The following is a 26,833-nucleotide window of genomic DNA, read 5'->3' as shown; positions in this document are numbered from 1 at the left end:
TGGAATAGCAGGTAACTATGATAACCTCCCCGCCCGTTTGGGGCTAGCTTTGCAGGTCAAGTAAATGATAAACGAGCAAATAAACTGTATAAAATTAGACATTAGGCACAATGCACTAGAATTATTTGAACACTTTGCAAACGAATCTCAGGCTATCCTGTTAGATTCAAGCGATTCTGATCACATCAATAGCCGCTACGATATCATTGCGATTGCACCAATTAATTTACTTGAAGCTAAAGACGGAAATGTATTTTTAGACGGCGAACTGCAGAGTAATTCTATTTTCACTGTGATGAAAGGTAAGCTTGCCCAGTTTAGTAATTACAGTGCTCCTTATGATTTACCTTTTAACGGCGGTTGGCTTGGTTATTTTGGCTATGATCTCGGCCGTTATGTTGAACACATACCACATTGTGCGGAACATGATATTAAGCTACCCGACGCCTGTGTTGGTTTGTATCCAGACGCGCTAATTTATGACAAAGTACACAAAACTTGGTTTTATGTGTCGCAACCTGATACACAAAGGCTAGAAATGTATTTGCAGCGGCTCAAAGACGCCTCAGCGTTCGAGCCATTTAGACTGACGTCACAATGGCAGTCAAACATGACTAGAGCACAATACGAGCAAAACTTTGAGCGCATTCAATCTTATTTGTTAAGTGGCGACTGCTATCAAATAAACCTAGCACAGCGATTCACTGCTAACTTTGAAGGCACTCCGTGGCTCGCGTATAAAAAGCTTCGAAACCACAACCAAGCGCCTTTCTCAGCATTTTTTAACTTAGGCAATAGTGCTATTGTTTCTTTGTCACCAGAGCGCTTCATCCAAGTTAAAAACAATATTGTAGAAACTAAACCGATTAAAGGCACCCTGCCAAGGTTACCAAATACTGACGCCGATAAAGCGCAAGCTGAAAAACTGAGAAACAGCAGCAAAGACCGAGCCGAGAATGTCATGATAGTAGACCTACTACGTAACGACTTGGGTAAAGTGGCCAAGCCGGGTTCTGTCGCGGTTCCATCACTCTTCGCTATCGAGAGCTTCCCTGCTGTTCACCATCTAGTCAGTACGGTAACGTCCAAACTGGCAGAAGGAAAATGTGCTGTTGATCAACTCGAAGCCGCCTTCCCCGGTGGCTCCATAACAGGTGCACCTAAGATCCGCGCCATGGAGATCATCGAAGAGCTCGAGCCTCACAGACGCAGCGTTTATTGCGGCTCAATTGGTTACCTCAGCGCCTGTGGCAACATGGATACCTCTATCACTATCAGAACCCTAGTTTGTCATCAAAATAAGATACATTGCTGGGCAGGTGGTGGCATAGTCAAAGACTCTCAAGTACAGTTAGAGTTTGAAGAGACTTACCACAAAGTGAATAAAATTCTCCCGGTATTAAATGAAGATTGATCAGGTAATATCGCAATTTATGTTGGCGCCCATCATGACGCAAACACCAACCACATTGCATACTCTAAAGCAAAGTGCGGTGCTTATTCCTATTGTTGATGTAAACGCTCGAGCCCACCTGTTGTTTTGCAAACGCAGCAGCGAATTACCGAGCCACCCGAGTCAAATTTGCTTTCCTGGCGGCAAAGTCGAACAACAAGATAGTAATATCATCAACACAGCACTGCGCGAGACCGAAGAAGAGATAGGTCTGACAATCTCTGAGTCTCAAGTACTGGGCATATTACCGTTTATGCAAACGCTCACCGGCTACCAAATCACCCCCGTTGTTGCTTCTGTACAACAAGATGCGACTTGGGTGAATCAAAGCGACGAAGTGCAACACACCTTTACGGTGCCATTAAATCAATTAAGCGCTGCCGAGAATTGGCGAACCTTCCATTTTACCAATAAAGGCAAACCCGTTTCACTCGACGGATTTATGACACCACATGGCTTACTGTGGGGCGCAACGGCAAAAATCGTCAAACAGTTCACCGCCCTATTTTAGCCCTTAACTGGTAAGACCTTTTTTAAAATCCACCTCCACCTTGCAGATTAGAGACCTTTCTATCATGCTTACTGCAAAACTGGCATATACTTTTGCCGATTATGGGTTACTTCCCTAAGTAGACACGTTATGATGGCGTCCGTTTTAAAGGCAATGTGAGTAAAATTTATGATCAGTGCATTCGATATGTTTAGTATCGGTATTGGACCTTCTTCCTCTCATACAGTGGGACCAATGCGTGCTTCTAGGTTATTCGTACAAGACCTTCAGGCACAAGGCATCGTTGATGATATCACTTCGGTGAAAGTGGAACTGTTCGGTTCTTTAGGCCAAACAGGTATTGGCCACGGCTCTGGCAAAGCTGTTATTTTGGGACTTGCGGGTTACGATCCTGAGACCATAGACGCAGATCTAGTACCAGAGATCTTAGAAACCATAGAAAATGAACAGGTTATCTATCTCGACAAGCAACATAAAGTAAAATTTCCTAAGCAAGGCGCGATTGTTTTTCACCGTCGAAAAACGCTGCCTAAGCACTCCAATGCAATGGAAATCAAAGCGTATAAAGGCGAAGAGCTTGCTCATAGCCAAATTTACTATTCGATTGGTGGTGGCTTTATCGTTACCGATCAGAATTTTGAAGCTGAAAAGCAAGCTGCGCTAGATATCAGAACAGAAAACCCGGCACCTTACCCATTCAATTCAGCCGCCGAACTACTGGAAATGTGTAAAGAGTCTGGTCTCAGTGTGTCTTCGTTAATGATGGCCAACGAGAAAACGCTACGTAAAGAATCTGAAATCAAAGAAACGCTATTCCACATCTGGCAAGTAATGAAAGCTTGTATTGAACGTGGTATGAAAACCGAAGGTATTTTACCAGGCGGTTTAAAGGTTCGTCGTCGTGCACCTAGCCTGTATTTAAAACTCAGTGTAGAAACGCACCAAGATCCACTGCGCGCAATGGATTGGGTGGATTTGTTTGCACTTGCAGTTAATGAAGAAAATGCAGCGGGCGGCCGCGTAGTAACTGCACCAACCAATGGTGCAGCCGGTATTCTTCCAGCGGTGTTAATGTACTATCACACTTTTATCAAAGAAGTGGATATAGAGATTGCCACACGTTATCTACTTACCGCAGCGGCGATTGGGATCTTATATAAGAAGAATGCCTCTATATCTGGCGCTGAAGTTGGATGCCAAGGTGAAGTAGGTGTTGCGTGTTCAATGGCTGCTGGCGCTCTTACCGAAATAATGGGTGGTAACGTAGTACACGTTGAGAACGCCGCTGAGATTGGTATGGAGCATAATCTAGGCCTAACCTGCGATCCTGTCGGTGGGCTTGTGCAAGTTCCGTGTATTGAGCGCAATGCAATGGGTTCTATTAAAGCCATTAATGCTTCTCGTCTTGCTTTGCGCGGTACGGGCGATCAAAAAGTATCACTAGATAAAGTGATTAAAACGATGCTTGATACCGGTAACGATATGAAAACTAAATACAAGGAAACCGCGCGCGGTGGATTGGCGGTAAACATTATTGAGTGCTAGTTGACAATTGTCAGTTCACTTTACAGATGACTTAATGGCATCATGGTGGTAAATCATGATGCCATTTTTTATCGTCACTACAATGAATTCGTCATGATATTACTTATCAACAAAAAGGAGTAAATTGGCTATGTCAGGCACTACAATGGTTTTTTTGATTGTACTTATTAGTGTTGGTGGAGGAATAATTAGCGAAATCTATAAACGTCGCTTGGAATTTAAAAAAATAGACGCACAAAGAACAAAGGTGCATGATGAGCTACACTCAGAGATTGCTGCATTAAAAGCAAGAGTGGCAACACTGGAGCAAATTGTTACCGATGAAGGTTATCAAGTTAAAAAAGATATAAATAACTTATAAAAAAATACGGCTAATAGCGCTACTAGACAAAGGAAAGGAATCCTTTCTGGTTACTTTTTTCACCTCTTGTTACTGTTTACATTTGTTTTCAAAGAAGATAACCAATTGAATTAAATGATAAAAACACACAATTGATTACACTTAGTTTACAAAACTTAAAATTATATAATTGCTAACATTAATTTACTTGAGTACATTCGTTACTGCAAAGTGTACAAAGGTAAATAATATGAATAACAATAAATTCAAATACACCGCTTTATCCGCAGCGATAGTAGTAGCACTATCAGCTTGTGGTGGAAGCGATAACAACAATAATAGTTCAGCTCAAGAGCTAGATCATGCACCTCAGGCTGGTGTTACCCGGCTGGAAAATGTAAAACATTGGCAGACCATTTCAGGCTCGATTCAAGCCTCCGACGCAGATAGTGACAATCTATCAATTACAATATTTGACGGTGAGACAGAGATTTCGCCTGTAGATAATGTTTACACTTTTCCTCATGGTATTTTAACGCTGAAAAGCCTAACCGCTTTTGATTACTTGCCAATATCTGGCGAAGCGGCAACTATTAAGTACACTGTTACTGCAAAAGGAAAGTCAGCCAACGGTAGTATTGAGATCCCAGCATCACTAACTGACCCTCTTGCTTACCAACAATGGCACCTAAATAATACGGGTCAAAAGGCTTATGCACTGAGTGATGCAATGAAACAAGGCTTGGTCGACCTCTACGTCGGTCGTGGCATTATGACTGAAGAACAAGCGATTGAGTACTGGAATAGTGAATTTGCGGATGCAGAATCAAACATCTTAGTCGCTGGTGAAGATATGAATGTACCAGCAGCATTTGCCCAGGGTGTAACGGGCGAAGGTGTGACAGCCGTTGTCGTTGACTCAGGCCTAGAAATTAGACATGAAGATTTGGCTCCTAACGTTTTGCCAAATCGCTCTCTTAACCTACTTGACAATGCGCTTGATAAAACTGACCCTACGAGCACAGCGACTAATGGTGACCACGGGACTAGTGTTGCAGGTCTGATTGCATCTAAAGGCTGGAACGGCCTAGGCGGCCGTGGTGTTTCGCCTGATACTGGTCTTATCGGAATGAATTTACTAGCTAGCGGTGACAAGACACCAAAGCAAGATCTTTTAGTTCATGGCTTTCCTGGCTCTGGGATAACAGAAAGTGAGTCTATTTCTGTATTCAACCGCAGCTATGGCCTTACCTACCCTGTTCAATTTAGTTATTCGGAACTTGATGAAGCAATTGAATCTTATCCAAACAGGAAGCTTCGTTCAGGCAAAGGTGCTACTAACGTAAAATCAAGTGGTAATAGTTTTGTAAGTGAAGACTTAGAAGGCTCATTTTGTGATGACAATGGTGCAAATGACTTAGGATTAACCTGCTACAATAGCAACAGTGAAAGTAGCCAAGGGCACCCTTACTATTTCTCTATTGGTGCCGTTAACTCAAATGGTAAACATACTAGTTACTCAAGCGCTGGGGCAAACCTGTTAGCAGCAGCTCCTGCTGGGGAATATGGCCGTTGGGCTCCTGCAATGGTTACGACTGATCCAATGACATGTTTAAGTGGTAGTTCTGGTTATACTGGTCGCGCAATCGCCAGTTGGACAGGAGCTTATGGAGAGGAGTTCGCTGCAAGCCAATACCCATTCGATTACCCTGGACATCCAGAAAACCCTAACTGTAATTACCGTTCAACCATGAATGGAACCTCTTCTGCAGCACCAAACGCTTCAGGCGTGATCTCTCTGATCCTATCAGCGAACAGTGAGCTGACTTGGAGAGATGTACGTCATATCATTGTGTCAACAAGCACCAAAAATGACGCCGAAAATGCGCCAGTAACGGTGCCAGTAGGCGCTGGTGAATTTATCGCGCATGATGGCTGGGTAGAAAACGCAGCTGGCTATAGCCATAATAACCTTTATGGTTTTGGCCGTGTAGATGCCGGTGCAGCAGTTAAAATGGCCAAGTCTTACTCAACTAAACTTGGTGAAGAAGTTATTACAGATTGGATTGGCCAAGGCTCCGTAATGGGTCAAGATTCTCTAGAGATGGCAATCCCTGATAACAGTGAAGTTGGTGCCACTTACAAAGTGACTGTCTCAGAGGACATCAACGTTGAAGCTATCCAATTCAAACTGGATGTATTTAACGATGAGTTTGGTATGGGAATTCAAAATGATGAAGCTGTTATACAGTCTACAGCTGGTTCTGACTTGGCAATTGAAGTTATCTCTCCGAGCGGTACGAGAAGCGTTTTATTATCATCTAGACAAGCACTGATACGCCCTGCATATGATTTTAGCGGTGCTGGCTTCCAGGTTGGCTATATCCTAAAAAATGGCGTATTTTTATCAAACAGCTTCTATGGTGAGTCAGCTAAAGGAGAGTGGACAATTCGCTTGTTTGACGTGTCAGACAAGTCGTTTGCGACGACTAGCACAGGTGATATTGTCTACGATGGATACGTAAACAATTCAACGCCATCAAAACTGATGGGTGCAGCTGTACGTATCTTTGGCCATCAATCTGCTGAGTAATTGGAGTGTATACTATGAACAAGTTAAAAATCGCGGCATTAATTACAACTTCACTATTCTTAACTCAAGCAGAGGCTCGAGACAACTTGACTCCTAAACTGGAGAAAGTAAACAAAGTGGCAAATTTTGAAAAGCCTGATTTTGGTGCTTATAAGATTATGTCTGACTATGCATTAGTTCCGTTAGCCATTGCAGATCCTAGTGCTGTAATTAGCCAAAAAGGTGAAAAAGCGCTAGTCAAGTCGACGTCTATCAGCCAGTTATTTACTAAAGGCTCTTTAGTTAAAAATATATTCAATGGTGAGATTGCTCCAGTATCTGGTAACATCAACCTGCTTATGAAAGACAATGCGTCTGCACGCGAATTAGCAAGTGAGTACGGCGTTGCTGTTGAAAATACGTATGACGGTGGCCGAATTGCTGTTGTTAGTGTAAACAGCAACCAAGATTTACTAGGTAAACTTGCTGAACTGAAGCAATCAGGAAAGGTAGTTGAAGCTAGAATTGAAGTGTTAGGTACTTTATACACATCTAGATAATTTTCCTGTCAAACACTAATTTTTCTCAAGCCTCATTTAGAATGGGGCTTTTTTACGCTTCAAAAGCCTAATACACTGATGACTATATTTTCTGCTACCCCCTAAAACCTCAGATATGGCTAGATCAAAAGTGACCTCCGTATTTTGAAATCCATTATTTTATAACTAACCTAAACTCGTATACTTACTATTCTTTATAAAATTGCCTATTAAAAATACAAGCATTGGCTGAAACTTAAGTTATACCAATTTAGGCCCCGTGTCTTAGGCTATAGCTTTAGCGATGATTGCTCGAGGAGGGAATTTAATAGCTTATTTTTAGTACCAATCGGTTATGGGGAGAAATAGAATAATGAATATCTGTATGAAGTTAGTCAACTGACCCACAATATTTAGGCGGGTAAATATTGTGGGTTATCAGTATACTCTGTTACTGAGTGTCCTGTTTTAGCCAACTAACCACTTGGCCATGAAGACGATGACAGGCAGAGTAACAAGTGTTCGCAAGATAAAGATTAGGAATAGCTCCCATAAGTTCACCGGGATTTTGCTGCCAAGCAGCAACGCGCCAACTTCTGACATATAAATAAGCTGAGTTACGCTCATGGCAGCAACGATAAATCGGGTGGTATCGCTTTCAATGGAACCTGCGGCAAGAATTGACGGAATAAACATATCCGCAAAGCCGACAACTATTGTCTGCGCGGCCTTTTCTGCCTCTGCCACATTGAGTAGCTCGAGGTAAGGAACGAAAGGTGTGCCTAAATATTGAAATACTGGCGTATGCTCAGCAATAATCAACGCAAAAGTACCTACAGCCATCACTACAGGTAACACAGCAAACACCATATCTAATGCGTTGTGCAGGCCTTCTTCTAGTGTTCCTTTCACCCCTGGAGCCGTTTTAGCCTTGGTAAGCGCTATATCTAGGGAGTGGCTAAACAAGCCCTTCCCTTTAGGCACAGCTTCAGAATCTTCATTATGATCACTACCATCAACATAAATATCTTTTTTAAATCTGAGCGGTGGTAAACGCGGCACAATAATCGCGGCAACAAAGCCGGCTGCGCATACGGTAAGATAAAATGGAGCAAACAGGTGTTCAAGTTTGACTTGGCCAATAACGACTAAGCAAAAAGTGATTGAAACCGCAGAGAATGTAGTACCAATGATTGCTGCTTCTCGTTGTGTGTAATGCTTATCTTCATATTGGCGAGCGGTCATCAAAATACCGACACTGCCATCACCAAGCCAAGATGCAACACAGTTTACTGCACTACGTCCTGGCACCCCGAATAAAGGGCGCATCACTTTGGTCAGAAGCGTACCAACCATCTCAAGCAAGCCAAAGTTAAGTAGGAGTGGCAGCAATAGTCCGGCTAAAATGAATACACAAAATAGCACGGGCAAAAGATCATTGAGCACTAACGCCCCTGTATTTTCCGAATGGATCGCTTCTGGACCAACACCATTGAAGGTAAGCACAATAAACACCATACCAACTAGTCGGGTTATTAACCAAATCCAGCTTACATCGAATAGGTGTCTTATTATGGTTATTTTTAATAGCGCTTGGGGTCTTAGGAGTTTAACCACCAGACTCATGATCCCAGTAATACATACTATTGCAACGATCATGTCTTTCATAAAAGGGGCTAGTTGCGCTTGCAACCATTTTGCCATCACTGCAATCGGGATAGTCATTGCCTCCCCGACCGCTACTGGCGTCATAAACAAAAAAATACCAATCAATGACGGTACGATAAACGCAAACCACGTTTGTAAAGTGGAGCGTGGTGTCATAGTGCTCTCTGTCATTTTTTACTTCCACAAAAACAAAGAAAAGAGCCGAAGCTCTTTTCGTTTTTAAATTATTATATTTATTAAATCGTTAGACCTTTTTGCCTTAGCAAAGTGATCAAGGCTTGATGCAGGTTATTCATGGTGTTTGCATCAAGTACATTCCCCTCGCTATCCTTCCAGGTAATGGAAGTACGCGTGTCCTGCGCTTGAGCGATCTTTATCGTGTAATCACCATTATCAATCGGTAATACAACCGCTTCTTCACCCCAAATAGAATCCCAAACACTGCTTTCAGGCGCTTCGTAACGAACCAAAACTTCCTGCTTTTCCCTATCGACACGAACAACCGTAAAGTTACTTCTTTCTAGGAAGTTAGAGAAGCGATCAAGTACCGCTTCTTGACCTTTTTCAGTCAGTAGCGCCGAATCACCATTCTTGTCAAATCCAAGTTCAAGTGCCAGTACACCTTGGCGCTTACGCATTTCAACTTGTAGTAAACGATATTGATAGTCAAATTCGGTCACAACTTCATTAAGCGCTCGTACCTCTAAGTGGTTCTTTTGAAGCGCAGTTAACTCGTCATCGCCTTGATAATCAACCAACTCTGCACGAATTGATGCGGTACGCTGGTGCTCTTTCTGTTCCAGGGTAAATTTAAATTTTTGCTTAGACGGCTCTACACTTTCTTCCCAAAACCAGCCGTCTTTTGGTTGGATCAGTGAATACCAAGTTGTCGTCACTGTCCCTTGTGCCTTGTTATCACTTTCAAACCCAGCGTTATGCATTGCGACGACGCCGTCCACGGCGCGCCAAATAAATGCTGGTAAATCTTCTATCCCATCATTTTTATCAAAATAAATCCTTGCGGCGTCTTCACCCTGCTCGACCCAACTACCTTGCGCAACCGTCAATACTTGCTGCGGTGCACGATAACTTACCGGCTCGGCCGTGTTCTCATATTGACCAACTGGCATGGCAAACTCAGGATCTCGGTAAGGTTGAGACAAGCCTTCAGGGGCTTTCACCGGAGCATTTGCACGATAATTTCTTTCGTGATGTGCATCATTTGTGAAAATACTACAACCGCTTAGACTCACGGTAATTCCAAGAACCAGTGATTTTGGGATCCAATACTGCACTCATTTACTCCTTAGCAAACCCTATTATTATTCGAATCAAAGTTATGATTTAGGATTGCCGAATTGGTTCACACAAAGTTGCCAAAAATTGACAATCTCTGAATTGTTAGTGCTATGACATCGAATGTCCCATCAAATATTTTGGGAACACGTATTTCATAGCCAAAATTTTGCCCTATGTTACTTGTCATACATTAGAAAAACAAGCAACCATGTCCAGCAAGCACAATTCTATTTTTTATTACAACGCGCTAGCGCTAAAACTCAGATATGGTAGTATTTCGCGTTAATTATTAACCTTGAGCGCATTACGTGAAATCAGAGGTTCCAAAATGACCATGCATGCAAACCATCAACTTGTCTTAACCGCCATTGGAGAAGACAGATCTGGTATTGTTGGCGAATTGACACAGCTTGTGAGTGACTGCAACTGTAATATTATTGACAGTCGAATTGCAATATTGGGCAATGAGTTTACCTTTATCATGCTACTTGCCGGTGACATGGCGTCTATCAGTCGTGTCGAGCACACTTTACCTGCCAAAGGGATGGAGCTTGGCCTTTTAACGATGATGAAACGCACCGCAAGCCATCAACAAGGCGAATACAGTGCAGGTTATACTTTGGAATATGAAGGGTTAGATACTCCTGGTACGTTAAGTAAAGTAACACGCTATTTCGCAGCGCAAGGGGTGAATATTTGTTCACTGAAGTCAGATACCTTTGAGCAAGAAGACGAGCTACATATGCGCTGCGAGCTCGAGTTTAATATTCCTGTAGATGTGGATATCGATAACTTTAAAGTTCAGTTCGAAGATCTTTCACACTCCTTAAACGTAGACTATATATTCAGACGCATTCGCTAAGGATTTACTATGAATACTTTGAAAATCGGTGATAAAGCACCATTATTCTCACTGCAAAACCAAAACGACGAGACCGTTGAGCTTGCTACTTTATTAAAGTCACATCAAGTTTTAGTCTATTTTTATCCTAAAGCATTGACCCCGGGCTGTACCGTTCAAGCTGAAAATCTGCGTGACCACAAAGCTGAACTGGCTGAATTAAACACCGTAGCCGTTGGCATTAGTCCAGATGCTGTGAAAAAGTTAAAGAACTTTGAAAACAAAAAAGAGCTTAACTTTGACTTACTTTCGGATGAAGATCACGCGGTAGCCGATGAGTTTGGTGTGTGGGGCTTAAAGAAATTTATGGGTAAAGAGTATGACGGTATTCATCGCCTATCTTTCTTAGTCGGTCAAGATGGTACCATCAAGCACGTGTTCAATAAGTTTAAAACCAAAGACCACCATGAAGTCGTGATTAACCACTTGAAAGAACACGCTTAAAGTGACTCGTTAAGCCGTATATACGTATATTTGAGAAATAAAAAACGGAGCTGAATGCTCCGTTTTTTTATCCGCTTCAACCGACTTTAATCAAGCGCGTTTTCTACTTTATTAAATAAGGTAGTGATCTCTTTACTTGGTTCCTTGGTCAGTAGGCTAACAGCAAAGATAGCGACTGTCGCAACAATAAATCCTGGGACAATTTCATATAATGTCGCACTAAGCGGCTCGCCATTATAAGTAAACGGACCGTAGATCCATACCAACACAGTCACCGCACCAGATACCATGCCGGCGAGTGCTCCAGCAAAGTTCATACGAGACCAGAATAAGCTTATCAATACTAGCGGGCCAAATGCCGCACCAAAACCTGCCCAAGCATTACTCACAAGATCTAGAATCGAGCTATCTCTGTCGTACGCAAGATAAATGGCAGCAAGCGCTACAACTAGTACACTGATACGACCAACAAGCACAAGTTCTTTATCCGAAGCATTTTTGTTCAAGAATATCTTATAAAAGTCTTCCGTTAACGAGCTCGAACTCACTAACAACTGCGAAGAAATGGTACTCATAATTGCCGCAAGAATAGCTGCAAGTAAGAATCCCGCAATCAATGGGTGAAACAATAACTGGGATAAAATCAAGAAAATGGTCTCAGCATCGTCTACAACAATCCCATGCTCATGTGCATAAGCAGCACCAAACAAACCAGTGCCCACGGCACCGAGAGCTGCGACTATCATCCAGCTCATACCTATACGGCGCGCTGTTGGCATATCTTTAACACTTCGAACAGACATAAAGCGCACGATAATATGGGGTTGACCAAAATATCCAAGACCCCAAGACATTGCAGAAATAATGCCTATTGCGCCAGCTGATCCCACCCAAGTTAACATCGACGGATTTAACTCGTTCAGTGTTTGAGAAAGTGGATTATCGAGTAATGAGAAGGTAACTAAAGGCACTAAAATCAAAGCGATAAACATGATACAGCCTTGGACAAAGTCAGTCAGACTTACCGCTAAAAAGCCACCGAATAAAGTATAAAGCACAACAACACTAGTTGTGATATATAAGCCGCTCTCATAACTCATGCCAAATGAACTTTCGAACAGCTTGCCACCGGCAACCACGCCAGAAGAGGTATATAGCGTGAAGAAAACAATGATCACTAACGCAGAGACTATTCTTAACGCATTTCCTTTATCTTCGAAACGATTGGCAAAATAGTCAGGAATGGTGATCGCATCATTTGCATACTCTGTGTAAACACGCAGGCGCGGTGCGACCAATAAATAGTTGAGCCAAGCACCAATCACAAGGCCAATTGCAATCCATGTACTGCTAAAACCATAGAGGAACATTGCGCCAGGTAGACCCATCAAGATCCAACCACTCATGTCGGATGCACCAGCTGAAAGAGCTGCTACACTTGGTGGCAGACTACGGCCACCCAACATGTAGCCAGACACATCACTGGTCGACTTTTTATATGCATATAACCCAATTCCCAGCATCGCAATAAAATACAGTGCGAGAGAGATTATCGTACCAATCTCCAAATTAGCCTCCTAAATTGTTAGTTGGGCTCTTCTCCAAATGTGAGCTTTTTCTATCACTTAATTATTCGATTTCTAACTCACTTTGAATAAAAGCCAAAAACATAAAGACCTCACTATAACACGCACAAACCATACACCCAACCACCTGAGACTATTGACCAAAATAGTATTTTATTTGTACCTAATTAAACTGGTTAATTATCATTCACCCTATGCTCTGTATTTACCCATATTCTGTAAACTCAATTTCCCAGCGTGACCTGACTGCGCTTTTACCTTATATTAAAGCCAATAGCATTTTGTTTGGACGGTAGTATCTATGTACTTTTACGCGGCTCGTCAGCCAATTTTTGATGTCCAAAGGGAATTGATTGGCTACGAACTTTTATTTCGTGATGGATTAAGTAACGTATTTCCCGAAATTGACGGCGATGAAGCGACAAGCCGGTTAGTTGAGGGCAGCCAGTTTACCTTTGGCCTAGATGATTTAACCAATCAACAGCCAGCCTACATTAACTTCACCCTAGAAACACTTGCTAAAGGTTATGTACAAATGCTCGCCCCCGAGCAAGTTGTTGTAGAAATATTAGAAACAGTACAACCGGGCAAACGGCTCTTAGCCTGTGTCAAAGAGCTAAAAGAGCAAGGTTATACACTAGCGCTTGACGATTACCATCACCAAAATGTGTGGCGCCATTTTTTTCCTTATATCGACCAAATAAAAGTCGACTTTTTGGCGACTAACCTTGACCAAATTCATGCCATTAAAGGTGCGATACAGGATTTTCCTAACATTGATTTAGTGGCAGAAAAAGTAGAAACCTACGAGCAGTTTGAACTCGCCAAGTCGCTTGGATTCAAATATTTTCAAGGCTTCTTTTTTGCCAAACCCGAGATGGTCAAAACCAAAGCACTAGCCCCCTCGGAATTAGCCATGGCTGAATTGCTTTATGAGACTTCAAGCGTTGAGCCCGACCTTGCTAGGATCACTCAGGTCTTCGAGCGTGATGTAAACCTAAGCTACAAACTTCTTCGTTATGCAAATAGTGCCGTATTTAAACGCCGAGCAGAGATATCGACGATTAAACAAGCCTTGGTTGTACTCGGTAGTGATGAGCTTAAGCGTCTGATCTCATTATTGTTTGCTTCACAGCTTAATACTGAAAAGCCCAAAGAGCTGCTTTCACTCTCATTATTGCGTGCACACTTTATGGAAGCAATAGCAACTAAGGCCAACAAAGTCTCCGATACTGGGAGTACATTTTTGGTTGGTATGATGTCACTGATGGACGCCATTCTTGATGACGATATGGCCAGTTTATTGACGAAGTTACCCTTATCTCAAGAAATTAAATCAACTTTACTGAAGAAACCGAGTGCTTTTGGTATCTATCTAGACCTTGCAGAATCTCTGGAAAAAGGTGATTGGGATAGTGTTGAAACCATATCAAAATCTCTTGGCGTAACCAGCCAAAATATCGCAGAGCTATATCAAAAGTCACAAGTTTGGAGTGACACTCAAATAAAAGCGATAGAGTAACCTATCAAAGGATGCGACAATCTGTCGCATCCCGCTAAGCACCTGATAGCGATAAAATAAGTTCACCAAAACAACTTCAAAGTGAACTTATGAAACGCACTCTACTCTCTCTTGCTATTGTTTCCTTATCCCCCATAACTCATGCCGATGAAATTGAAAAAATCGTTGTTATTGCACCGATGCAAACACCAATTACGCTAACAACGGATACAAAAGCAGTACGCCAACCACTACCAGCACAAGACGGCGCGGACTTACTCTCTTCAATTGCGGGGTTCTCACTAATTAAAAAAGGCGGCGCAAGCGCTGACCCTGTGTTTCGTGGCATGGCAGGCTCTAGAGTTGCCATTATCGCCAATAATGGGCAAACGCTGGGTGGTTGCGGTAGCCGCATGGACCCGCCAACGGCATATATTACGCCACAATCCTACGACACATTAAAAGTCATCAAAGGCCCACAAACTGTGTTGTATGGTCCAGGCAACAGTGCTGCCACTGTGGTGTTTGAGCGTGAAAATGAACGCCTAGCTAAGTCAGAAGTGATTGGCTTTACCAATGCGGTGCTGTCGAGCCAAGGCCGCCACAGTGTTAACAGTGATATCAAGGCTGGTAATGAACGCGGATACGCTCGGATCGCTGCAAATTACAGCGATGCTGATGATTATGAAGATGGCAATGGTACCAAAGTTCACTCGGCTTACGAGCGCTGGAATATAGACACAGAGTTTGCCTATACCCCAAACGATGACGCCTTTTACTCTATCACTTACGGGGTGAGCGATGGTGAAGTTGCCTATGCCGACCGCATGATGGATGGTAGCCTCTTCGACCGAGAAAATATTGGCCTGAATATCAAATTATCCTCCCTTTCATCTCTGATTGAAGAGTTAACATTCAACGCATACTATAACTACGTCGACCACATCATGGACAATCATAGCTTACGTCCTTTTGTTGCTAACATGATGATGAAAACCCCAACCTCTTCCAATCCTGACCGTAAAACTTATGGCGCAAAGCTTACGTTGACTTCAGAAGTCAATGCCCAACATACTTTTGTCTACGGTGTCGATTATCAAGCAAATGAGCACCGCAATCGAGTCAGCCGAGATCAATTCAACAATCCGGTAGAAACGATGCCGCGCCAAATAGATGCTGAATTTAGACAGCTCGGTGTATTTGCCGAGTTCGAATATCAATTGGGTCGCTCCAGCCAATGGGTTAGCGGATTACGCATTGATGATTGGCAGAGTGAAGATCATCGCACCATGATAAACGCAATGATGTCAATGAAACCAAACCCAACCGCCCTACAAACAAGAGACGATACGTTATTCAGCGGATTTAGCCGTTATCAAGCACAGTCTGAAAACAGCAGCTATTTTGCCGGTTTCGGCGTTACAGAGCGTTTTCCCGATTACTGGGAAGTTGTCGGTGGTAGTCGAGGAAGTGAAACGTCTATTTCTGCCTTTAATGTCGATACTGAAAAGACCTTGCAATTAGATGCTGGATTGGTAAAACAGTTCAAGGCCATTAACGTCAATTTCTCGGTGTTCTATAACCAAATTGACGACTATTTATTAGTCGACAATATGTTTGAAAAGATGAATATGACGTCAAAAGTGACCAGAAATATTGACGCGGAAACCTTCGGTTTTGAGGGTGAAGTAATGTGGCAAGCGAGCAAAGCGCTACAACTCACCGGAAGTATCAACTATGTTAAGGGTAATAACCTTACTGACAATCTCGCATTAGCTCAGCAACCACCTTTGCAACTGCGTATTGCAAGCAATTACCAATTAAGCGATAAGTGGCAACTAGGCGGATTGGTAAGATTAGTACAACACCAGCATAGAGTGGCGATTGGACAAGGGAATATTGCAGGTCAGGATATCGCTGCAACGACTGGATTTGGTACACTTGCACTCAACACCAATTATCAATATAGCGATGCATTACAACTCAGTGCAGGAGTAGATAATGTGCTCGATAAAACCTATGCCGAGCACTTAAGTCGTTCAGGCGCCGCAGTAAGTGGCTTTGACCAAATTGATCGAGTCAATGAGCCGGGAAGGACTATTTGGGCAAATCTCAACTGGCGCTTTTAAGTTTTCGCAAAGATAACGAAAAGGTCGGCGATTGCCGACCTTTATTTTTACAGGTTCTCTAAAAAGTTCTCGTCAAAATCATCCGGCTCTTCTTCCATTGGCGGGTTGCCATCGAATAGCTCATACAATTGACGTTGATAGTATACATCCTTTAAGAAAGTGTATGGATCAAGCGACTCATTTAGCAGCTTTTCTTGTGACATCAAAGCCGCTCTTGCCTCAACCGCACGCAGCGCAAACACTAATACTGTTTGTGGCGTGGTGAGTGCAATTTCTGGCAAGACAAAGTTATCGACTACATCACCCGTTAAGTTTCTCGCGGTCGTCGGTCCCATAGCAGGGATCATAATATACGCACCATCACCAACGCCCCACACCCCAAGGGTTTGGCCAAAATCTTCGTCTTTAAGCTCAAGGCCAAGTGTTTTCGCAACATCAAACAAGCCAAAAATACCGACCGTAGAATTAACTAAAAAGCGAGCAACATTGATTGCCATATGATCAGGCTTGCCCTGCAATGCCGCGTTTACTGCATCGGTCGGCGCGGCGATGTTGGTGGTGAAATTAACCACACTACTGCGCACAGGAGCGGGAGTCACCGCAACATATCCTTTAGCAACAGGCCGTAAGATATAGGCGTCCAACACATCCATATTGAAGTCATAAAGTGGACGGTTAAGTGATTGAAATGGATCTCGTGGATCCTTTTTCTCTTCGGGTACTTGCGCACAACCGACAACGGTCAGCGCAAGTAAACCTGTGAGCACAGCTTTAAGCATTTATTTCCCTGTATTTGTTAAGACACGACTAATCTCGACAGTGAGCTGATTTTCGCCTTGTTGAAGTTCAATTACGCTTGAAGCACCCTCTAGTTCTCCATCTGAAGGCATTACTGAACCATCATTAGAAATACGTGCGGTGACCGTAACTTGAGAAAATTTCGACAAGGTTAATTCAGGCATCATTGCCATACTATCATCTAGGTTTACCGTCATTGGCAAGTTAAAGTTTGTAATTTTGGCGACCGCCAATGGCATGGCTGGGCCTTCAGCCGCTTTTGCAAAAACGAACAAAGTGCTGTCCGTTGGAATCTTGTTCTGTAACTCAGCTGAAATGGTTACAGTAGCGACAATACCAGCTTTTACAGCTACTTGTTCATCTGTTTGTTGACCCACCTTTTGCTCGATTTCAGCAATCCGCCCTGCGATCATCTCATAACGCGGATCATCTTTGGTTAATTGTGACAACAAGACTTCAAAAGCGGCTTTTGACTCTTTCCAATCTTGACGTTCATAGGCAATTAACGCCAGCAAGCTAATCGCATCAATATTCGTTGGATCATTCTTGAGCACTTTTGACAACATTCTGGCCGCGCGATTCATACTTGGCTCTGAGCCCTCTATCAATAATGCTTGGCTATAATTCACCAAAACATTATTGTTATTAGGTTGCATCACGAGTGCTTTATCAAATGCCTGTATCGCCATCTCAAAGTCACTAAGTGACATTGCAACACGACCAAGCAACATCCATGCAACTGCATCGTCGCCAGCGGTTGCTAGTTTAGTTCTTAGTCCCAGCGCAAATGCTTGTAGCTCGTTGGCATTTAGCGGCTCTCCAGATTGCATTACTGCACGCTCACCATACTCAGGTAACTTTTCAACGGCTTCATGCCAGCTAGCTATTTGCCTGTGGCTACCCGTATAGTAATAAAAGACACCTGTCACCAGCACCATAAAAGCAATACCTGTCAGCGCTAATACACGGTTGTCACCACGACTCGTCAATGATTGTTCAGGCGATAACTCGTTCAATAAGCGACGCTTGAGTTCAACCACAGATTCATTATAACTGTCTTTTTCGATACGCTGATTAGCAAGCTCTTCTTTTAACTCTTCCAAACGCTGATGAAAAATATCGATACGCTCGGCGTTCGCATCGTGATCAACCGTGACGCGCTTTTCCTTTTTAATAAACGGAAAAACCACAAACAGACCGGCAAATATGCCTAGCAGAAGAAACAAAAACCACATTTGAGTTAAATCTGTCGAGAATTCGCTCACTGCTCACGCTCCTGACGTTGATATTGATTAATGAGCTCAGCTAGCTTTTGTTCGTCTGCGGCATTCCAATCTTGTTTTTTCGCAGCGCGTTTTTGACGAAATATAATAAAGCCGAAACCTAAAATAATGATTGCCACTGGCAGTACCCAAAGTACGATTGTTGCAGGCGTAACAGGTGGTTGATAATGAACGAAATAGCCATAGCGGTCGATCATATAATCAATGACCTCTTGCTTAGACTGACCTTCATTAACCAATGCGATGACTTTGTCACGCAGGTCTTTGGCTACGACGGCATCTGAATCTGCAATGTTTTGGTTCTGGCATTTAGGGCAACGTAGCTCATGTGTCAGCTCTCGGAAAGTCTGCTCACGTTCCGCTGTAGCAAAATTATATTTGTCTTCTGTTGCTTGCGCCGCTGCAGTAATCATCATTAAAATCAAAACAATTACATATTTCATTGCGCCAACTCCTGATAGATTGCCGCAAACTTAGTGCGCCACACGCGTTCATTGATGTCGCCAGTATGATGCAACAAAATCTTACCTTGCTTATCTACCAAAAAAGTCTCTGGCGCGCCTGAAACACCTAGATCCAGTGCTAATGTACGCTCCAAATCAAGAATGTTAAATTGGTATGGGTTACCAGCAAGACTCAGCATGTTATTGACATCTTGTCTTAGTGCATTGATATCAAACTGGTCGCCAAAATCAGGGTCATAAGCCTGCTCGTAATACAGGCCTATTATTTTCACGCCACGCTCTCTAAGCTCAGTTAAATAACCTAGCTCAGCGATGCACGTTGGGCACCAAGTGCCCCATACGTTCATCAAGTAGACTTCACCCTTAAGCGAGTCGGCGGTCCAAGTTTTATCACTATCCATTAGATCGGGTAAAGAAAACTCAGGCATAGTGTGTCCTAAACGGCCTGTCTGAAGTTCTCTTGGATTACCAAATAGTCCTTGGTACAAAAACACACAAAGGAAAATAAATATCAAAAAAGGCACTAAACCTAATAACTTGCGGTTCATGTTAAGCCTCCACTTGGGATGATTTTTTAACGCGGTTGCGGTAGCGTTTATCCGCAAGCACAATGAAGCCGGCAAAAGAGATAAGTAGCCCACCTAGCCACATCCAGCGTACGTATGGTTTGTGATAGATCCTAAGCGACCACGCGCCTGCAGAAAGCGGCTCGCCGAGTGCTAAATATAAATCACGGAAGAAACCATCATCAATAGCGGCTTCGGTCATAAACTGCATCCCTACATCATAACGGCGTTTTTCTGCATGCAGCTCGGTGACTTTTTTACCATTTTTGAATACCGTCACTACGCCAGCATGACCACCGTAGTTCGGGCCTCGAATTTCTTTTACGCCATCAAAGCGATATTCGTACTCGTTTAGCATCGCCGTTTCACCGGGTTTCATGCTCACGGAGCGCTCAACTGAGTATGCTGAAGTTAGCGTCACCGACGCGATAACAAAGGCAATACCAATGTGCCCGAGTACCATTGCCCAATAGCTCAATCCTAGCTTTTTAAAGCCGATCGCAACACTTGGGTGAACAGTCACTTTATTAAATAAGTCAGCAGCAGTAGCCACACTTATCCACACAGCCAGCGCTGTCGCAACGAACGTTAGTGGTGCCACCACTTCGTAGCTCGAGTACAACCACGTCGCGGTGAGCACTAAACTCACCGCAATCAATACAGCCCATTTTTTCACTAGTGGCGGCATTTTATTTTGTTTCCAGCGCAGCATAGGGGCTAAACCCAGCAAAATCGCGAACGGCACGATTAATATCGCAAACATTTGGTTAAAGAAAGGTACGCCAATAGAAATAGAGCCTAAGCCCAACTCTTTGTGGATCATAGGCAATAGCGTGCCCAATAATACAATCAAGGTCGCAACCACTAAGAAGATATTGTTGATCCATAGCGCTACTTCACGCGAAATGAATTGATAACGCCCTTCGCTATATACTTGAGCTACGCGCAGTGCGTAAAGCGCTAAGCTACCACCCACAACCACAGCTAAGAATGACAGGATATATAAACCACGGTCAGGATCGGTTGCAAACGCATGCACCGATACGATAATGCCTGAGCGAACGATAAAGGTACCCAGTAAACATAAACTAAACGCGGTGATAGCAAGTAGTACTGTCCAAGACTTAAACACACCACGTTTTTCCGTTACTGCGAGTGAATGCAATAAAGCGGTTGCAACAAGCCAAGGCATCAGTGAAGCGTTTTCCACCGGATCCCAGAACCACCAACCGCCCCAGCCAAGCTCTGAGTACGCCCACCAACTACCAATTGTAATGCCTAGAGTAAGAAAGCCCCATGCGGCCATTGTCCAAGGACGAGACCATTTAGCCCAAGTATTATCAAGTTTACCGGTTAAAAGCGCAGCAATTGCAAAAGAGAAAGACACAGATAAGCCAACATAACCCATATAAAGGAGCGGCGGGTGAATGATCATACCTGGGTCTTGCAATAATGGATTCAAATCACGCCCTTCGACAGGGAAGTAAGGAAGCAAACGCTCAAACGGGCTCGACATCCACAGGGTATAGAGCATAAAACCCACCCCTAAAAAGCCAAGGACACCTAACACACGCGCTCGCAATACCCACGGTAGCGACTTTGACATCACAGCAACCAGCATGGTCCACATGGATTGCATTACCAACCACAGTAAAATTGCGCCTTCGTGTCCACCCCATGTTGAGGTGATTTTATAATACCAAGGTAAAGTACTGCTCGAATGATGCGCCACATACGCAACCGTAAAGTCATCCATTAACGTGATATAGATCAGTACCATAAATGAGAAAACAACTAGAATACACTGACCAACGGCCAGTGAAGGAGCGGCTTTCATCAGCCTCAAATTACCCGTATAAGCACCCCACAATGGGAAAATACACAGTAATAAGCTCAATGCCATCGCCAGAACTAAGGCGAAGTAACCTATTTCTGGGACCATTTTAGTTCTCGCTGTTTAAATTATATTTTGGCTTTTCGTGTTTAATGCCTTTCACGGCTTCAGCCACTTCTGATGGCATATACTCTTCATCATGCTTGGCAAGTACTTCAAACGCTTCAACTACATTAGACTCAACTAACGTCCCTTGCGCTACAATACCTTGGCCTTCACGGAATAGGTCAGGAAGGATGCCTTTGTAACGAATAGTAACCATAGGGCCGGTGTCGATAAGTTTAAATGACACATCTAAAGACGTTTCATCACGCACCACTGAACCTGGCACAACCATACCGCCAATACGCAGCTTCTGGCCAATTTGCGGGATTTCTTTTAACTCACCTTTACCTTCAACAAGCTCGCTCGGCGTGTAAAACAAATTAATATTTTCTTGTAGTGCATAAAGCGTAAGCCCAACCGCTGCGCCAATACCAAAGATTACGGCAGCAACGGTGAATAATCTCTTTTTGCGTCTAGGATTCATGCTTGCGACTCCTCTTTTGCTTTTTTAATCCGTGCTTCTCTTGCCATTTGCGCTTTAACTGCTTGCTTTAGCTTCTTACCATCCAAGATAGAGCCGACTAACATACCAGCCAGTATTAATGCACATGAGCCGAATGAGAGCCAAACATAAAAGCCATAGCCACCCATGGCTAAAAATTCACTGAAGGATTCAAACTGCATGATTAACCCCTATTCACTAATTCGCGGACCCAAGGACGGTGTTGCTCGCTTCGTAAAATTTCATTTTTCAAACGAATTAGCGTAACCACGCCAAGCACACCAGCAAACGCCACTATGTTGATCAACAAAGGCCACAACATAGAAGGATCAATCGCTGACGTATCAAATTTGGTGATAGTTGATCCCTGATGCAGCGTATTCCACCACTCTACCGAGAAATGAATAATAGGCAGATTAACGACCCCGACAATGGCAAGAATACAGGCAGCTCGACCACCTGATTTTTTATCTTCAAAGGCATGATATAGAGACAAAACACCGAAGTACAAAAACAATAGGATAAGCTCTGAAGTCAATCTTGCATCCCAGACCCACCAAGCGCCCCACATAGGTTTACCCCAAGCAGCACCAGTGATTAACGCAATCGCAGTCATTGCCGCACCAATAGGTGCAATGGCTATAACCGCCAGTTCAGCATTACGAATTTGCCATACCAAGGCAACAATAGCCGCAATAGCCATAGACGAGTATGCGCCCATCGACCAGATAGCCGACGGTACATGAATAAAGATAATACGATAGCTGTCTTTTTGTTGGTAGTCGGCTGGCGCATAGGCTAACCCCCAAACCCATCCAACAATTAAGCCCACTACCGCAATCACGGCAAAGTAAGGAAGCAAGGTGTTACACAGTTGGTAAGCACGCTCCGCTTTGGCATAAGGATGTAACCACTTCCACATTTTAACTTACACTCACTCTTAAAGCTGACGATATGGCAATTGGTGCGGCAACAATTGCGACGGCAAGCATCGCACCAAGGATTGCAAGCTGACCACCATACGCTAAAGACATGCTACTGGTATCTATGGCGGACGTTGCAAAAATCAATACGGGGATATAAAGCGGAAGGACGAGTAAACTCATTAAAATGCCACCCTTTTGCAATGCAACGGTGAGTCCTGCGCCAATGGCCCCAATAAAACTTAATAACGGTGTACCTATCAGTAAGGTCAATACAGTCGCATTGAGAGATTGCGACTCGAGATTCATTAACAGCGCGAACAAGGGCGCAAGCACCACCATTGGCAAACCACTAACTGTCCAATGTGCTGCTACTTTTGCTAATACTGATAGCGATAATGGATAAGGTGAAGCAATCAATTGCTCTAATGAGCCGTCGTTGTAGTCGTCCCTAAATAATTTATCTAGACCTAACATAGTCGATAAAAGCGCCGCTACCCAAATAATACCCGGAGCCATTCTGGTAAGCAGCGCAGGTTCGGGCCCAATTGCTAACGGAAATAAGGTGATCACGATAAGGAAAAACAACAAAGGATTGACTATCTCAGCGCGCTGTCTAAAGGCCAAGGTCACATCTTTGGCATAAACCGATTTAAAAGCTAACCAATAAGAATGTTGAGTCTGCATTACAAACGGTACTCCAACGCCAAGGTTTGTAACTGTGCAAAATGTGCGGTGAGATCTTGGTGGGTCGTCAATAAAATGGCGCCCCCCTTGTCGAGATGAGACTGGAACTGGGTTTGCAACATGGCGACCCCTTTTTTATCCAGCGCAGTAAATGGTTCATCTAGCACCCAAAGCTTGGCTTGATTAAGCCACAAACGTACTAATGCAACACGGCGCTGTTGGCCTGCCGACAATGTCCGCACAGGTACATCTTCAAGTCCGATTAAGCCGAGCTTAGCAAGCAGTGTATAGACTTCTTCTTCATCTGCCTGAGCGCCGTGAACCATAAGCCAATGTTGAACATTTTCGTAGGCACTAAGTTGTTGATTGACACCTGTCTTATGACCAATAAATAATAAATCGGCAGCGAATGAATCATAATCATCGCGGATATCAGTGCTGTTGTAGCGGATCTGCCCTTCATCCGCTCTGGCGAACCCAGCAATGATCCTCAACAAAGAGGTTTTTCCGGCACCATTTGGGCCTTCAATTTGCATGATCTGCCCCGCATGGAGAGTGAAACTTAATGAGTCAAACAAGCATCTATCTTGTTTGGTACAAGTGACGGCGTCTATCTCTAGCAAACTTGGGCTTCTCTTTACCTAAAATTGGGCGTTAGTCTAACATAATGGTATGGTAATACGAATAATCCGATGCGACCGATTAGCGAAAATTTGATTTAAAATAATGAATAAGCTGCCAATTACAACAAATACGACGACAGCATCTGTGATAAGCACAGATAATAGCGAAGTATCGAGATTAGACTTAGCCAAAAACCAACCGTTTGCAGCGAAGAATATCCAAATTAGTAACGATAAACTAAAAATGGATGTGGCAATTGATGGCCGCTGGCAAACTATCCAACTAGCGCTTAAGCCTCCAACCCAGCCCAATCTGCTTCCAGAAGCACAGGTTAGTATTGATGAAACTGGCAAGGTGGTCACCTTTCAAACGCCCAAATTACAAGCGCAAGTAACGCTGACAAAACAGCTTTTTGATATTTTAACGACGCTAAAGACGCACACGCCAAGCCCAGTAGTACAGTCTTCAGCAACCACGTTGCCAGACGCCACATTGCACATCAAGGTGCTTGATTTAAAAATACCGCTTCCGCAAGCCGTGGCACAATTGCTCGCAAGTGAAAACAAACTTATTGCGCATCTTAGTGCCCAACAAAGTAATGTTTCCTTGCAGGTCGTCAATCAATTTAAAGACTTGCTGTTTAGTACGGCTTTACCTAAGTCAATGATTGCAAAACTTATCTCTAGTCAACTTAGCAGTGTTGAGGTGAAGCCTCAGCCAAGTGGAGTAACACTTAACATTCATGACCGTTCAATAACCTTATCGCCAATAAGCAGTAACTGGCCTGCAGCAACCACATGGCAAAAAGGCGAAGTAAAAACGGCTTTCAATGGAATTGATATCACAAAATCGACACAACAAGTAAAAGTAGAGACCATAAAGCCGCTTAGCGCTTTGCTGCAACAAGTCACTGCAGTGAATAAGGAAACCCCCTTACCGCTTGAGTCACGCTTAGCATCAGTACATACGCTGGCGTATGACAAACCGTTACTTGAAGTCAATCTGCAACAAATTAAGTCAACAGTAGTAAAAGCGTTGCAAGTACTGATCGGAAGACCTTTTGGGAAGCCACTCACAAATCAGGTTGATCAGCCCGCGAACTCCCCAGTCAAGAACGGCCAAAGTCATGTTTTGAGTCGTTCGACCTCAGTGCTGTATATGCAAAGTGAGAAAGTAAGTGCTCACAATGAGAATAAACCAAGCACACCACTACAACAGCTCACAAACCAAATAAAACTGAATCTTACAGAGCTGATGGCAAAGCAACCATTACCGTTGCAAAAAAGTCACTTCCCCTTGCAAAGCGAAAAGTTAGCCAGCTCCATTGCTCGTTACTTACAACACCAGCTCGCAGAAACACCAAAATATCAAGCGCCACCGGTTGATTTTGAGGTGAAACAAAAAGCCCTGTCCTTATTATTGGACACTCTCACGGGTAAACTGTCGCTTAGCAATAAGCAAGTTGAACAGCTGACACAAGTCTTAGCGCGGCCGCTTTATCGTAAAGCGAGTTCTGCGCCTGTAGATTCGGCTAAAACGTTCCAGTTGCAATCTACAACACATTCACAAGGCACAAAAGTAACCGCTACGCCTTCTCAAGTACCGCAGCCTACCAGCAATCAAACTAAAGGGGTAATTGAAGCTCTGCTTACTCTGCCCATGACTAAGGCCGAACAAAAAGAAAACACACCAAACATGTTACGCCAAGCTTCTGCAACCATCGAAAAGCTCGTCAAAGCAGATACATTCAAACAAACGCCTGAATTGCAGAAATTAGTCAATCAAGCATTTTCGCGCTTGCTTGATGACCGTTCAGTCAACGCGCTCACCGTTAAAAACCAGTTAGAAAGCCAACTGGGCATGGCAACCTTTGCTAACACGCCAACAAGTTTAGCTCAATCGAGCTTTACACAAATGTTGGACCGTTTAATTGTGTCGCTATTAGGTAGTCAGGTGGCAAACCAAACTCAGAGCAATGAGCAAGCAACGCAAAAAATACAAGCTTTACTGGATGCGCTGCTACCACAACTGAAGTTGACCTCACCCAAGCAAACAACTGAAGCGCTACAACAACCACAAGCAAAAGAGCTGTTAAACGAATTAGGACAATTGCATAACCAACTACAACCGCAACAATCACAAACTACAACCACCAACTCTGCGAAACAAGACAGCGAAGCACAGTTAATTATTAACCTACTCTTTCCCACCAAAGTAGGACAAGAGCAACAGCAAACACAATTACAAATAGGTGAATATAAAAAGTCGCCGAAACCTGGTATGCCGGAAAAGTCTGTGTGGTTTATTCGTCTTTGTTTTGATTTTGCAGAAAAAGGTCAGATCCATGCCCAAGCCGAGCTGATGGATAAAGCCCTGGAATGTGCATTAGTAGCCACCTCCAATCAGGTCAAGCAGCTCGCAGAGCCACATTTGGCAACGCTCAGACATAAGTTAGCATCTCATGGGCTACAAGTCGCAGAGATAGGCCTTAGGGAAGAAGCCAGCTTTCAAGATAAGTTCTTTAATGAACACGCAATTATCAACATTAAGGTGTAAAGA

24 protein-coding genes are annotated in these 26,833 nt (G+C 43.5%); 11 read left to right on the top strand and 13 right to left on the bottom strand.

Features of this window, described 5'->3' with window-relative positions; genetic code table 11:
* The first annotated feature begins 64 nt into the window (after positions 1-64).
* From pabB to GSF13_RS12030, 6 genes are all read left to right on the top strand, one after another.
* Positions 65-1,414 carry an aminodeoxychorismate synthase component I gene (pabB, locus tag GSF13_RS12055; protein WP_211868506.1) on the top strand — a complete coding sequence of 450 codons (1,350 nt, stop codon included), beginning with the start codon at positions 65-67 and terminating at the stop codon, positions 1,412-1,414.
* A complete protein-coding gene (locus GSF13_RS12050; protein WP_174168569.1) occupies positions 1,404-1,964 on the top strand; it encodes a CoA pyrophosphatase in 561 nt (186 codons plus the stop codon). The genes pabB and GSF13_RS12050 overlap by 11 nt, the downstream gene beginning before the upstream one ends.
* Positions 1,965-2,132: 168 nt before the next feature.
* A complete protein-coding gene (locus GSF13_RS12045) occupies positions 2,133-3,509 on the top strand; it encodes an L-serine ammonia-lyase (protein WP_010606395.1) in 1,377 nt (458 codons plus the stop codon).
* Between the two features lie 130 nt (positions 3,510-3,639).
* Positions 3,640-3,870 (top strand): hypothetical protein, encoded by a 231-nt coding sequence (locus GSF13_RS12040; protein ID WP_174168568.1) that lies wholly within the window; start codon positions 3,640-3,642, stop codon positions 3,868-3,870.
* Between the two features lie 229 nt (positions 3,871-4,099).
* Positions 4,100-6,442 carry a S8 family serine peptidase gene (locus GSF13_RS12035; RefSeq protein WP_174168567.1) on the top strand — a complete coding sequence of 781 codons (2,343 nt, stop codon included), beginning with the start codon at positions 4,100-4,102 and terminating at the stop codon, positions 6,440-6,442.
* A gap of 14 nt (positions 6,443-6,456) precedes the next feature.
* Positions 6,457-6,981, top strand: a complete 525-nt coding sequence (locus GSF13_RS12030) for a hypothetical protein (protein ID WP_174168566.1) — start codon at positions 6,457-6,459, stop codon at positions 6,979-6,981.
* Between the two features lie 447 nt (positions 6,982-7,428).
* On the opposite strand, the gene GSF13_RS12025 is transcribed toward GSF13_RS12030, so the two are convergent.
* Together GSF13_RS12025 and bamC are read right to left on the bottom strand one after the other, a co-directional pair.
* Positions 7,429-8,799 (bottom strand): YjiH family protein, encoded by a 1,371-nt coding sequence (locus GSF13_RS12025; protein WP_010606391.1) that lies wholly within the window; start codon positions 8,797-8,799, stop codon positions 7,429-7,431.
* A 65-nt stretch (positions 8,800-8,864) separates the two neighbouring features.
* Positions 8,865-9,923 carry an outer membrane protein assembly factor BamC gene (bamC, locus tag GSF13_RS12020; RefSeq protein WP_211868499.1) on the bottom strand — a complete coding sequence of 353 codons (1,059 nt, stop codon included), beginning with the start codon at positions 9,921-9,923 and terminating at the stop codon, positions 8,865-8,867.
* 332 nt (positions 9,924-10,255) lie between these two features.
* On the opposite strand from bamC, the gene GSF13_RS12015 reads away from it, so the two are divergent.
* Both GSF13_RS12015 and bcp read left to right on the top strand, forming a co-directional pair.
* Positions 10,256-10,789, top strand: coding sequence for an ACT domain-containing protein (locus tag GSF13_RS12015; RefSeq protein ID WP_010606389.1), 534 nt, complete (start codon positions 10,256-10,258; stop codon positions 10,787-10,789).
* A 9-nt stretch (positions 10,790-10,798) separates the two neighbouring features.
* Entirely contained in the window at positions 10,799-11,272 is a 474-nt protein-coding gene (bcp, locus tag GSF13_RS12010) for a thioredoxin-dependent thiol peroxidase (RefSeq protein ID WP_174168565.1), read from the top strand.
* Positions 11,273-11,358: 86 nt separating this feature from the next.
* Here bcp and putP read toward each other — a convergent pair whose 3' ends face one another.
* Entirely contained in the window at positions 11,359-12,840 is a 1,482-nt protein-coding gene (gene putP / locus GSF13_RS12005) for a sodium/proline symporter PutP (protein ID WP_010606387.1), read from the bottom strand.
* A gap of 319 nt (positions 12,841-13,159) precedes the next feature.
* On the opposite strand from putP, the gene GSF13_RS12000 reads away from it, so the two are divergent.
* Together GSF13_RS12000 and GSF13_RS11995 are read left to right on the top strand one after the other, a co-directional pair.
* The gene (locus GSF13_RS12000; RefSeq protein ID WP_010606386.1) at positions 13,160-14,380 is read left to right on the top strand and encodes an HDOD domain-containing protein; all 1,221 of its coding nucleotides are present in this window, start codon (positions 13,160-13,162) and stop codon (positions 14,378-14,380) included.
* Positions 14,381-14,469: 89 nt separating this feature from the next.
* Positions 14,470-16,488: a TonB-dependent copper receptor gene (locus GSF13_RS11995; RefSeq protein WP_211868497.1), complete on the top strand. Its 2,019-nt coding sequence runs from the start codon at positions 14,470-14,472 to the stop codon at positions 16,486-16,488.
* Between the two features lie 47 nt (positions 16,489-16,535).
* Here the strand turns inward: GSF13_RS11995 and GSF13_RS11990 are convergent, their stop codons facing one another.
* Genes GSF13_RS11990 through ccmA form a run of 10 tightly spaced genes read right to left on the bottom strand, consistent with a single transcriptional unit; the run spans position 16,536 to position 24,273 of the window.
* Complete coding sequence (locus tag GSF13_RS11990; protein ID WP_130126584.1) at positions 16,536-17,267, bottom strand: VacJ family lipoprotein; 732 nt, start codon at positions 17,265-17,267, stop codon at positions 16,536-16,538.
* A complete protein-coding gene (ccmI, locus tag GSF13_RS11985) occupies positions 17,268-18,551 on the bottom strand; it encodes a c-type cytochrome biogenesis protein CcmI (RefSeq protein WP_211868488.1) in 1,284 nt (427 codons plus the stop codon).
* Entirely contained in the window at positions 18,548-19,012 is a 465-nt protein-coding gene (locus GSF13_RS11980; RefSeq protein ID WP_174168563.1) for a cytochrome c-type biogenesis protein, read from the bottom strand. The genes ccmI and GSF13_RS11980 overlap by 4 nt, the downstream gene beginning before the upstream one ends.
* Positions 19,009-19,581 carry a redoxin family protein gene (locus tag GSF13_RS11975; RefSeq protein ID WP_211868486.1) on the bottom strand — a complete coding sequence of 191 codons (573 nt, stop codon included), beginning with the start codon at positions 19,579-19,581 and terminating at the stop codon, positions 19,009-19,011. The genes GSF13_RS11980 and GSF13_RS11975 overlap by 4 nt, the downstream gene beginning before the upstream one ends.
* A 1-nt stretch (position 19,582) precedes the next feature.
* Positions 19,583-21,541 carry a heme lyase CcmF/NrfE family subunit gene (locus GSF13_RS11970; RefSeq protein WP_010606380.1) on the bottom strand — a complete coding sequence of 653 codons (1,959 nt, stop codon included), beginning with the start codon at positions 21,539-21,541 and terminating at the stop codon, positions 19,583-19,585.
* A 1-nt stretch (position 21,542) separates the two neighbouring features.
* Positions 21,543-22,022 carry a cytochrome c maturation protein CcmE gene (gene ccmE / locus GSF13_RS11965; protein WP_010606379.1) on the bottom strand — a complete coding sequence of 160 codons (480 nt, stop codon included), beginning with the start codon at positions 22,020-22,022 and terminating at the stop codon, positions 21,543-21,545.
* Positions 22,019-22,222: a heme exporter protein CcmD gene (gene ccmD / locus GSF13_RS11960; RefSeq protein ID WP_010606378.1), complete on the bottom strand. Its 204-nt coding sequence runs from the start codon at positions 22,220-22,222 to the stop codon at positions 22,019-22,021. The genes ccmE and ccmD overlap by 4 nt, the downstream gene beginning before the upstream one ends.
* 2 nt (positions 22,223-22,224) lie before the next feature.
* Positions 22,225-22,962 carry a heme ABC transporter permease gene (locus tag GSF13_RS11955; protein WP_010369087.1) on the bottom strand — a complete coding sequence of 246 codons (738 nt, stop codon included), beginning with the start codon at positions 22,960-22,962 and terminating at the stop codon, positions 22,225-22,227.
* 1 nt (position 22,963) lies between these two features.
* Complete coding sequence (ccmB, locus tag GSF13_RS11950) at positions 22,964-23,650, bottom strand: heme exporter protein CcmB (protein ID WP_010606377.1); 687 nt, start codon at positions 23,648-23,650, stop codon at positions 22,964-22,966.
* Positions 23,650-24,273, bottom strand: coding sequence for a cytochrome c biogenesis heme-transporting ATPase CcmA (gene ccmA, locus GSF13_RS11945; protein WP_081489968.1), 624 nt, complete (start codon positions 24,271-24,273; stop codon positions 23,650-23,652). Before ccmA ends, ccmB begins: the two co-directional genes overlap by 1 nt.
* Positions 24,274-24,376: 103 nt before the next feature.
* Between ccmA and GSF13_RS11940 the strand changes: the two genes are divergently transcribed.
* The gene (locus GSF13_RS11940; RefSeq protein ID WP_211868484.1) at positions 24,377-26,830 is read left to right on the top strand and encodes a flagellar hook-length control protein FliK; all 2,454 of its coding nucleotides are present in this window, start codon (positions 24,377-24,379) and stop codon (positions 26,828-26,830) included.
* Positions 26,831-26,833: the final 3 nt, after the last annotated feature.

The sequence above is a fragment of the Pseudoalteromonas sp. M8 genome (assembly GCF_018141365.1).
Classification (GTDB): domain Bacteria; phylum Pseudomonadota; class Gammaproteobacteria; order Enterobacterales; family Alteromonadaceae; genus Pseudoalteromonas.
This window is presented reverse-complemented; position numbering and strand designations above follow the sequence as displayed.

Bases quoted from the DNA above. Each gene is read 5' to 3' on its own strand.
- pabB (WP_211868506.1), top strand. From the start codon at position 65: ATGATAAACGAGCAAATAAACTGTATAAAATTAGACATTAGGCACAAT.
- GSF13_RS12050 (WP_174168569.1), top strand. From the start codon at position 1,404: ATGAAGATTGATCAGGTAATATCGCAATTTATGTTGGCGCCCATCATG.
- GSF13_RS12045 (WP_010606395.1), top strand. From the start codon at position 2,133: ATGATCAGTGCATTCGATATGTTTAGTATCGGTATTGGACCTTCTTCC.
- GSF13_RS12040 (WP_174168568.1), top strand. From the start codon at position 3,640: ATGTCAGGCACTACAATGGTTTTTTTGATTGTACTTATTAGTGTTGGT.
- GSF13_RS12035 (WP_174168567.1), top strand. From the start codon at position 4,100: ATGAATAACAATAAATTCAAATACACCGCTTTATCCGCAGCGATAGTA.
- GSF13_RS12030 (WP_174168566.1), top strand. From the start codon at position 6,457: ATGAACAAGTTAAAAATCGCGGCATTAATTACAACTTCACTATTCTTA.
- GSF13_RS12025 (WP_010606391.1), bottom strand. From the start codon at position 8,799: ATGACAGAGAGCACTATGACACCACGCTCCACTTTACAAACGTGGTTT.
- GSF13_RS12015 (WP_010606389.1), top strand. From the start codon at position 10,256: ATGACCATGCATGCAAACCATCAACTTGTCTTAACCGCCATTGGAGAA.
- bcp (WP_174168565.1), top strand. From the start codon at position 10,799: ATGAATACTTTGAAAATCGGTGATAAAGCACCATTATTCTCACTGCAA.
- GSF13_RS12000 (WP_010606386.1), top strand. From the start codon at position 13,160: ATGTACTTTTACGCGGCTCGTCAGCCAATTTTTGATGTCCAAAGGGAA.
- GSF13_RS11995 (WP_211868497.1), top strand. From the start codon at position 14,470: ATGAAACGCACTCTACTCTCTCTTGCTATTGTTTCCTTATCCCCCATA.
- GSF13_RS11990 (WP_130126584.1), bottom strand. From the start codon at position 17,267: ATGCTTAAAGCTGTGCTCACAGGTTTACTTGCGCTGACCGTTGTCGGT.
- GSF13_RS11980 (WP_174168563.1), bottom strand. From the start codon at position 19,012: ATGAAATATGTAATTGTTTTGATTTTAATGATGATTACTGCAGCGGCG.
- GSF13_RS11975 (WP_211868486.1), bottom strand. From the start codon at position 19,581: ATGAACCGCAAGTTATTAGGTTTAGTGCCTTTTTTGATATTTATTTTC.
- GSF13_RS11970 (WP_010606380.1), bottom strand. From the start codon at position 21,541: ATGGTCCCAGAAATAGGTTACTTCGCCTTAGTTCTGGCGATGGCATTG.
- ccmE (WP_010606379.1), bottom strand. From the start codon at position 22,022: ATGAATCCTAGACGCAAAAAGAGATTATTCACCGTTGCTGCCGTAATC.
- ccmD (WP_010606378.1), bottom strand. From the start codon at position 22,222: ATGCAGTTTGAATCCTTCAGTGAATTTTTAGCCATGGGTGGCTATGGC.
- GSF13_RS11955 (WP_010369087.1), bottom strand. From the start codon at position 22,962: ATGTGGAAGTGGTTACATCCTTATGCCAAAGCGGAGCGTGCTTACCAA.
- ccmB (WP_010606377.1), bottom strand. From the start codon at position 23,650: ATGCAGACTCAACATTCTTATTGGTTAGCTTTTAAATCGGTTTATGCC.
- GSF13_RS11940 (WP_211868484.1), top strand. From the start codon at position 24,377: ATGAATAAGCTGCCAATTACAACAAATACGACGACAGCATCTGTGATA.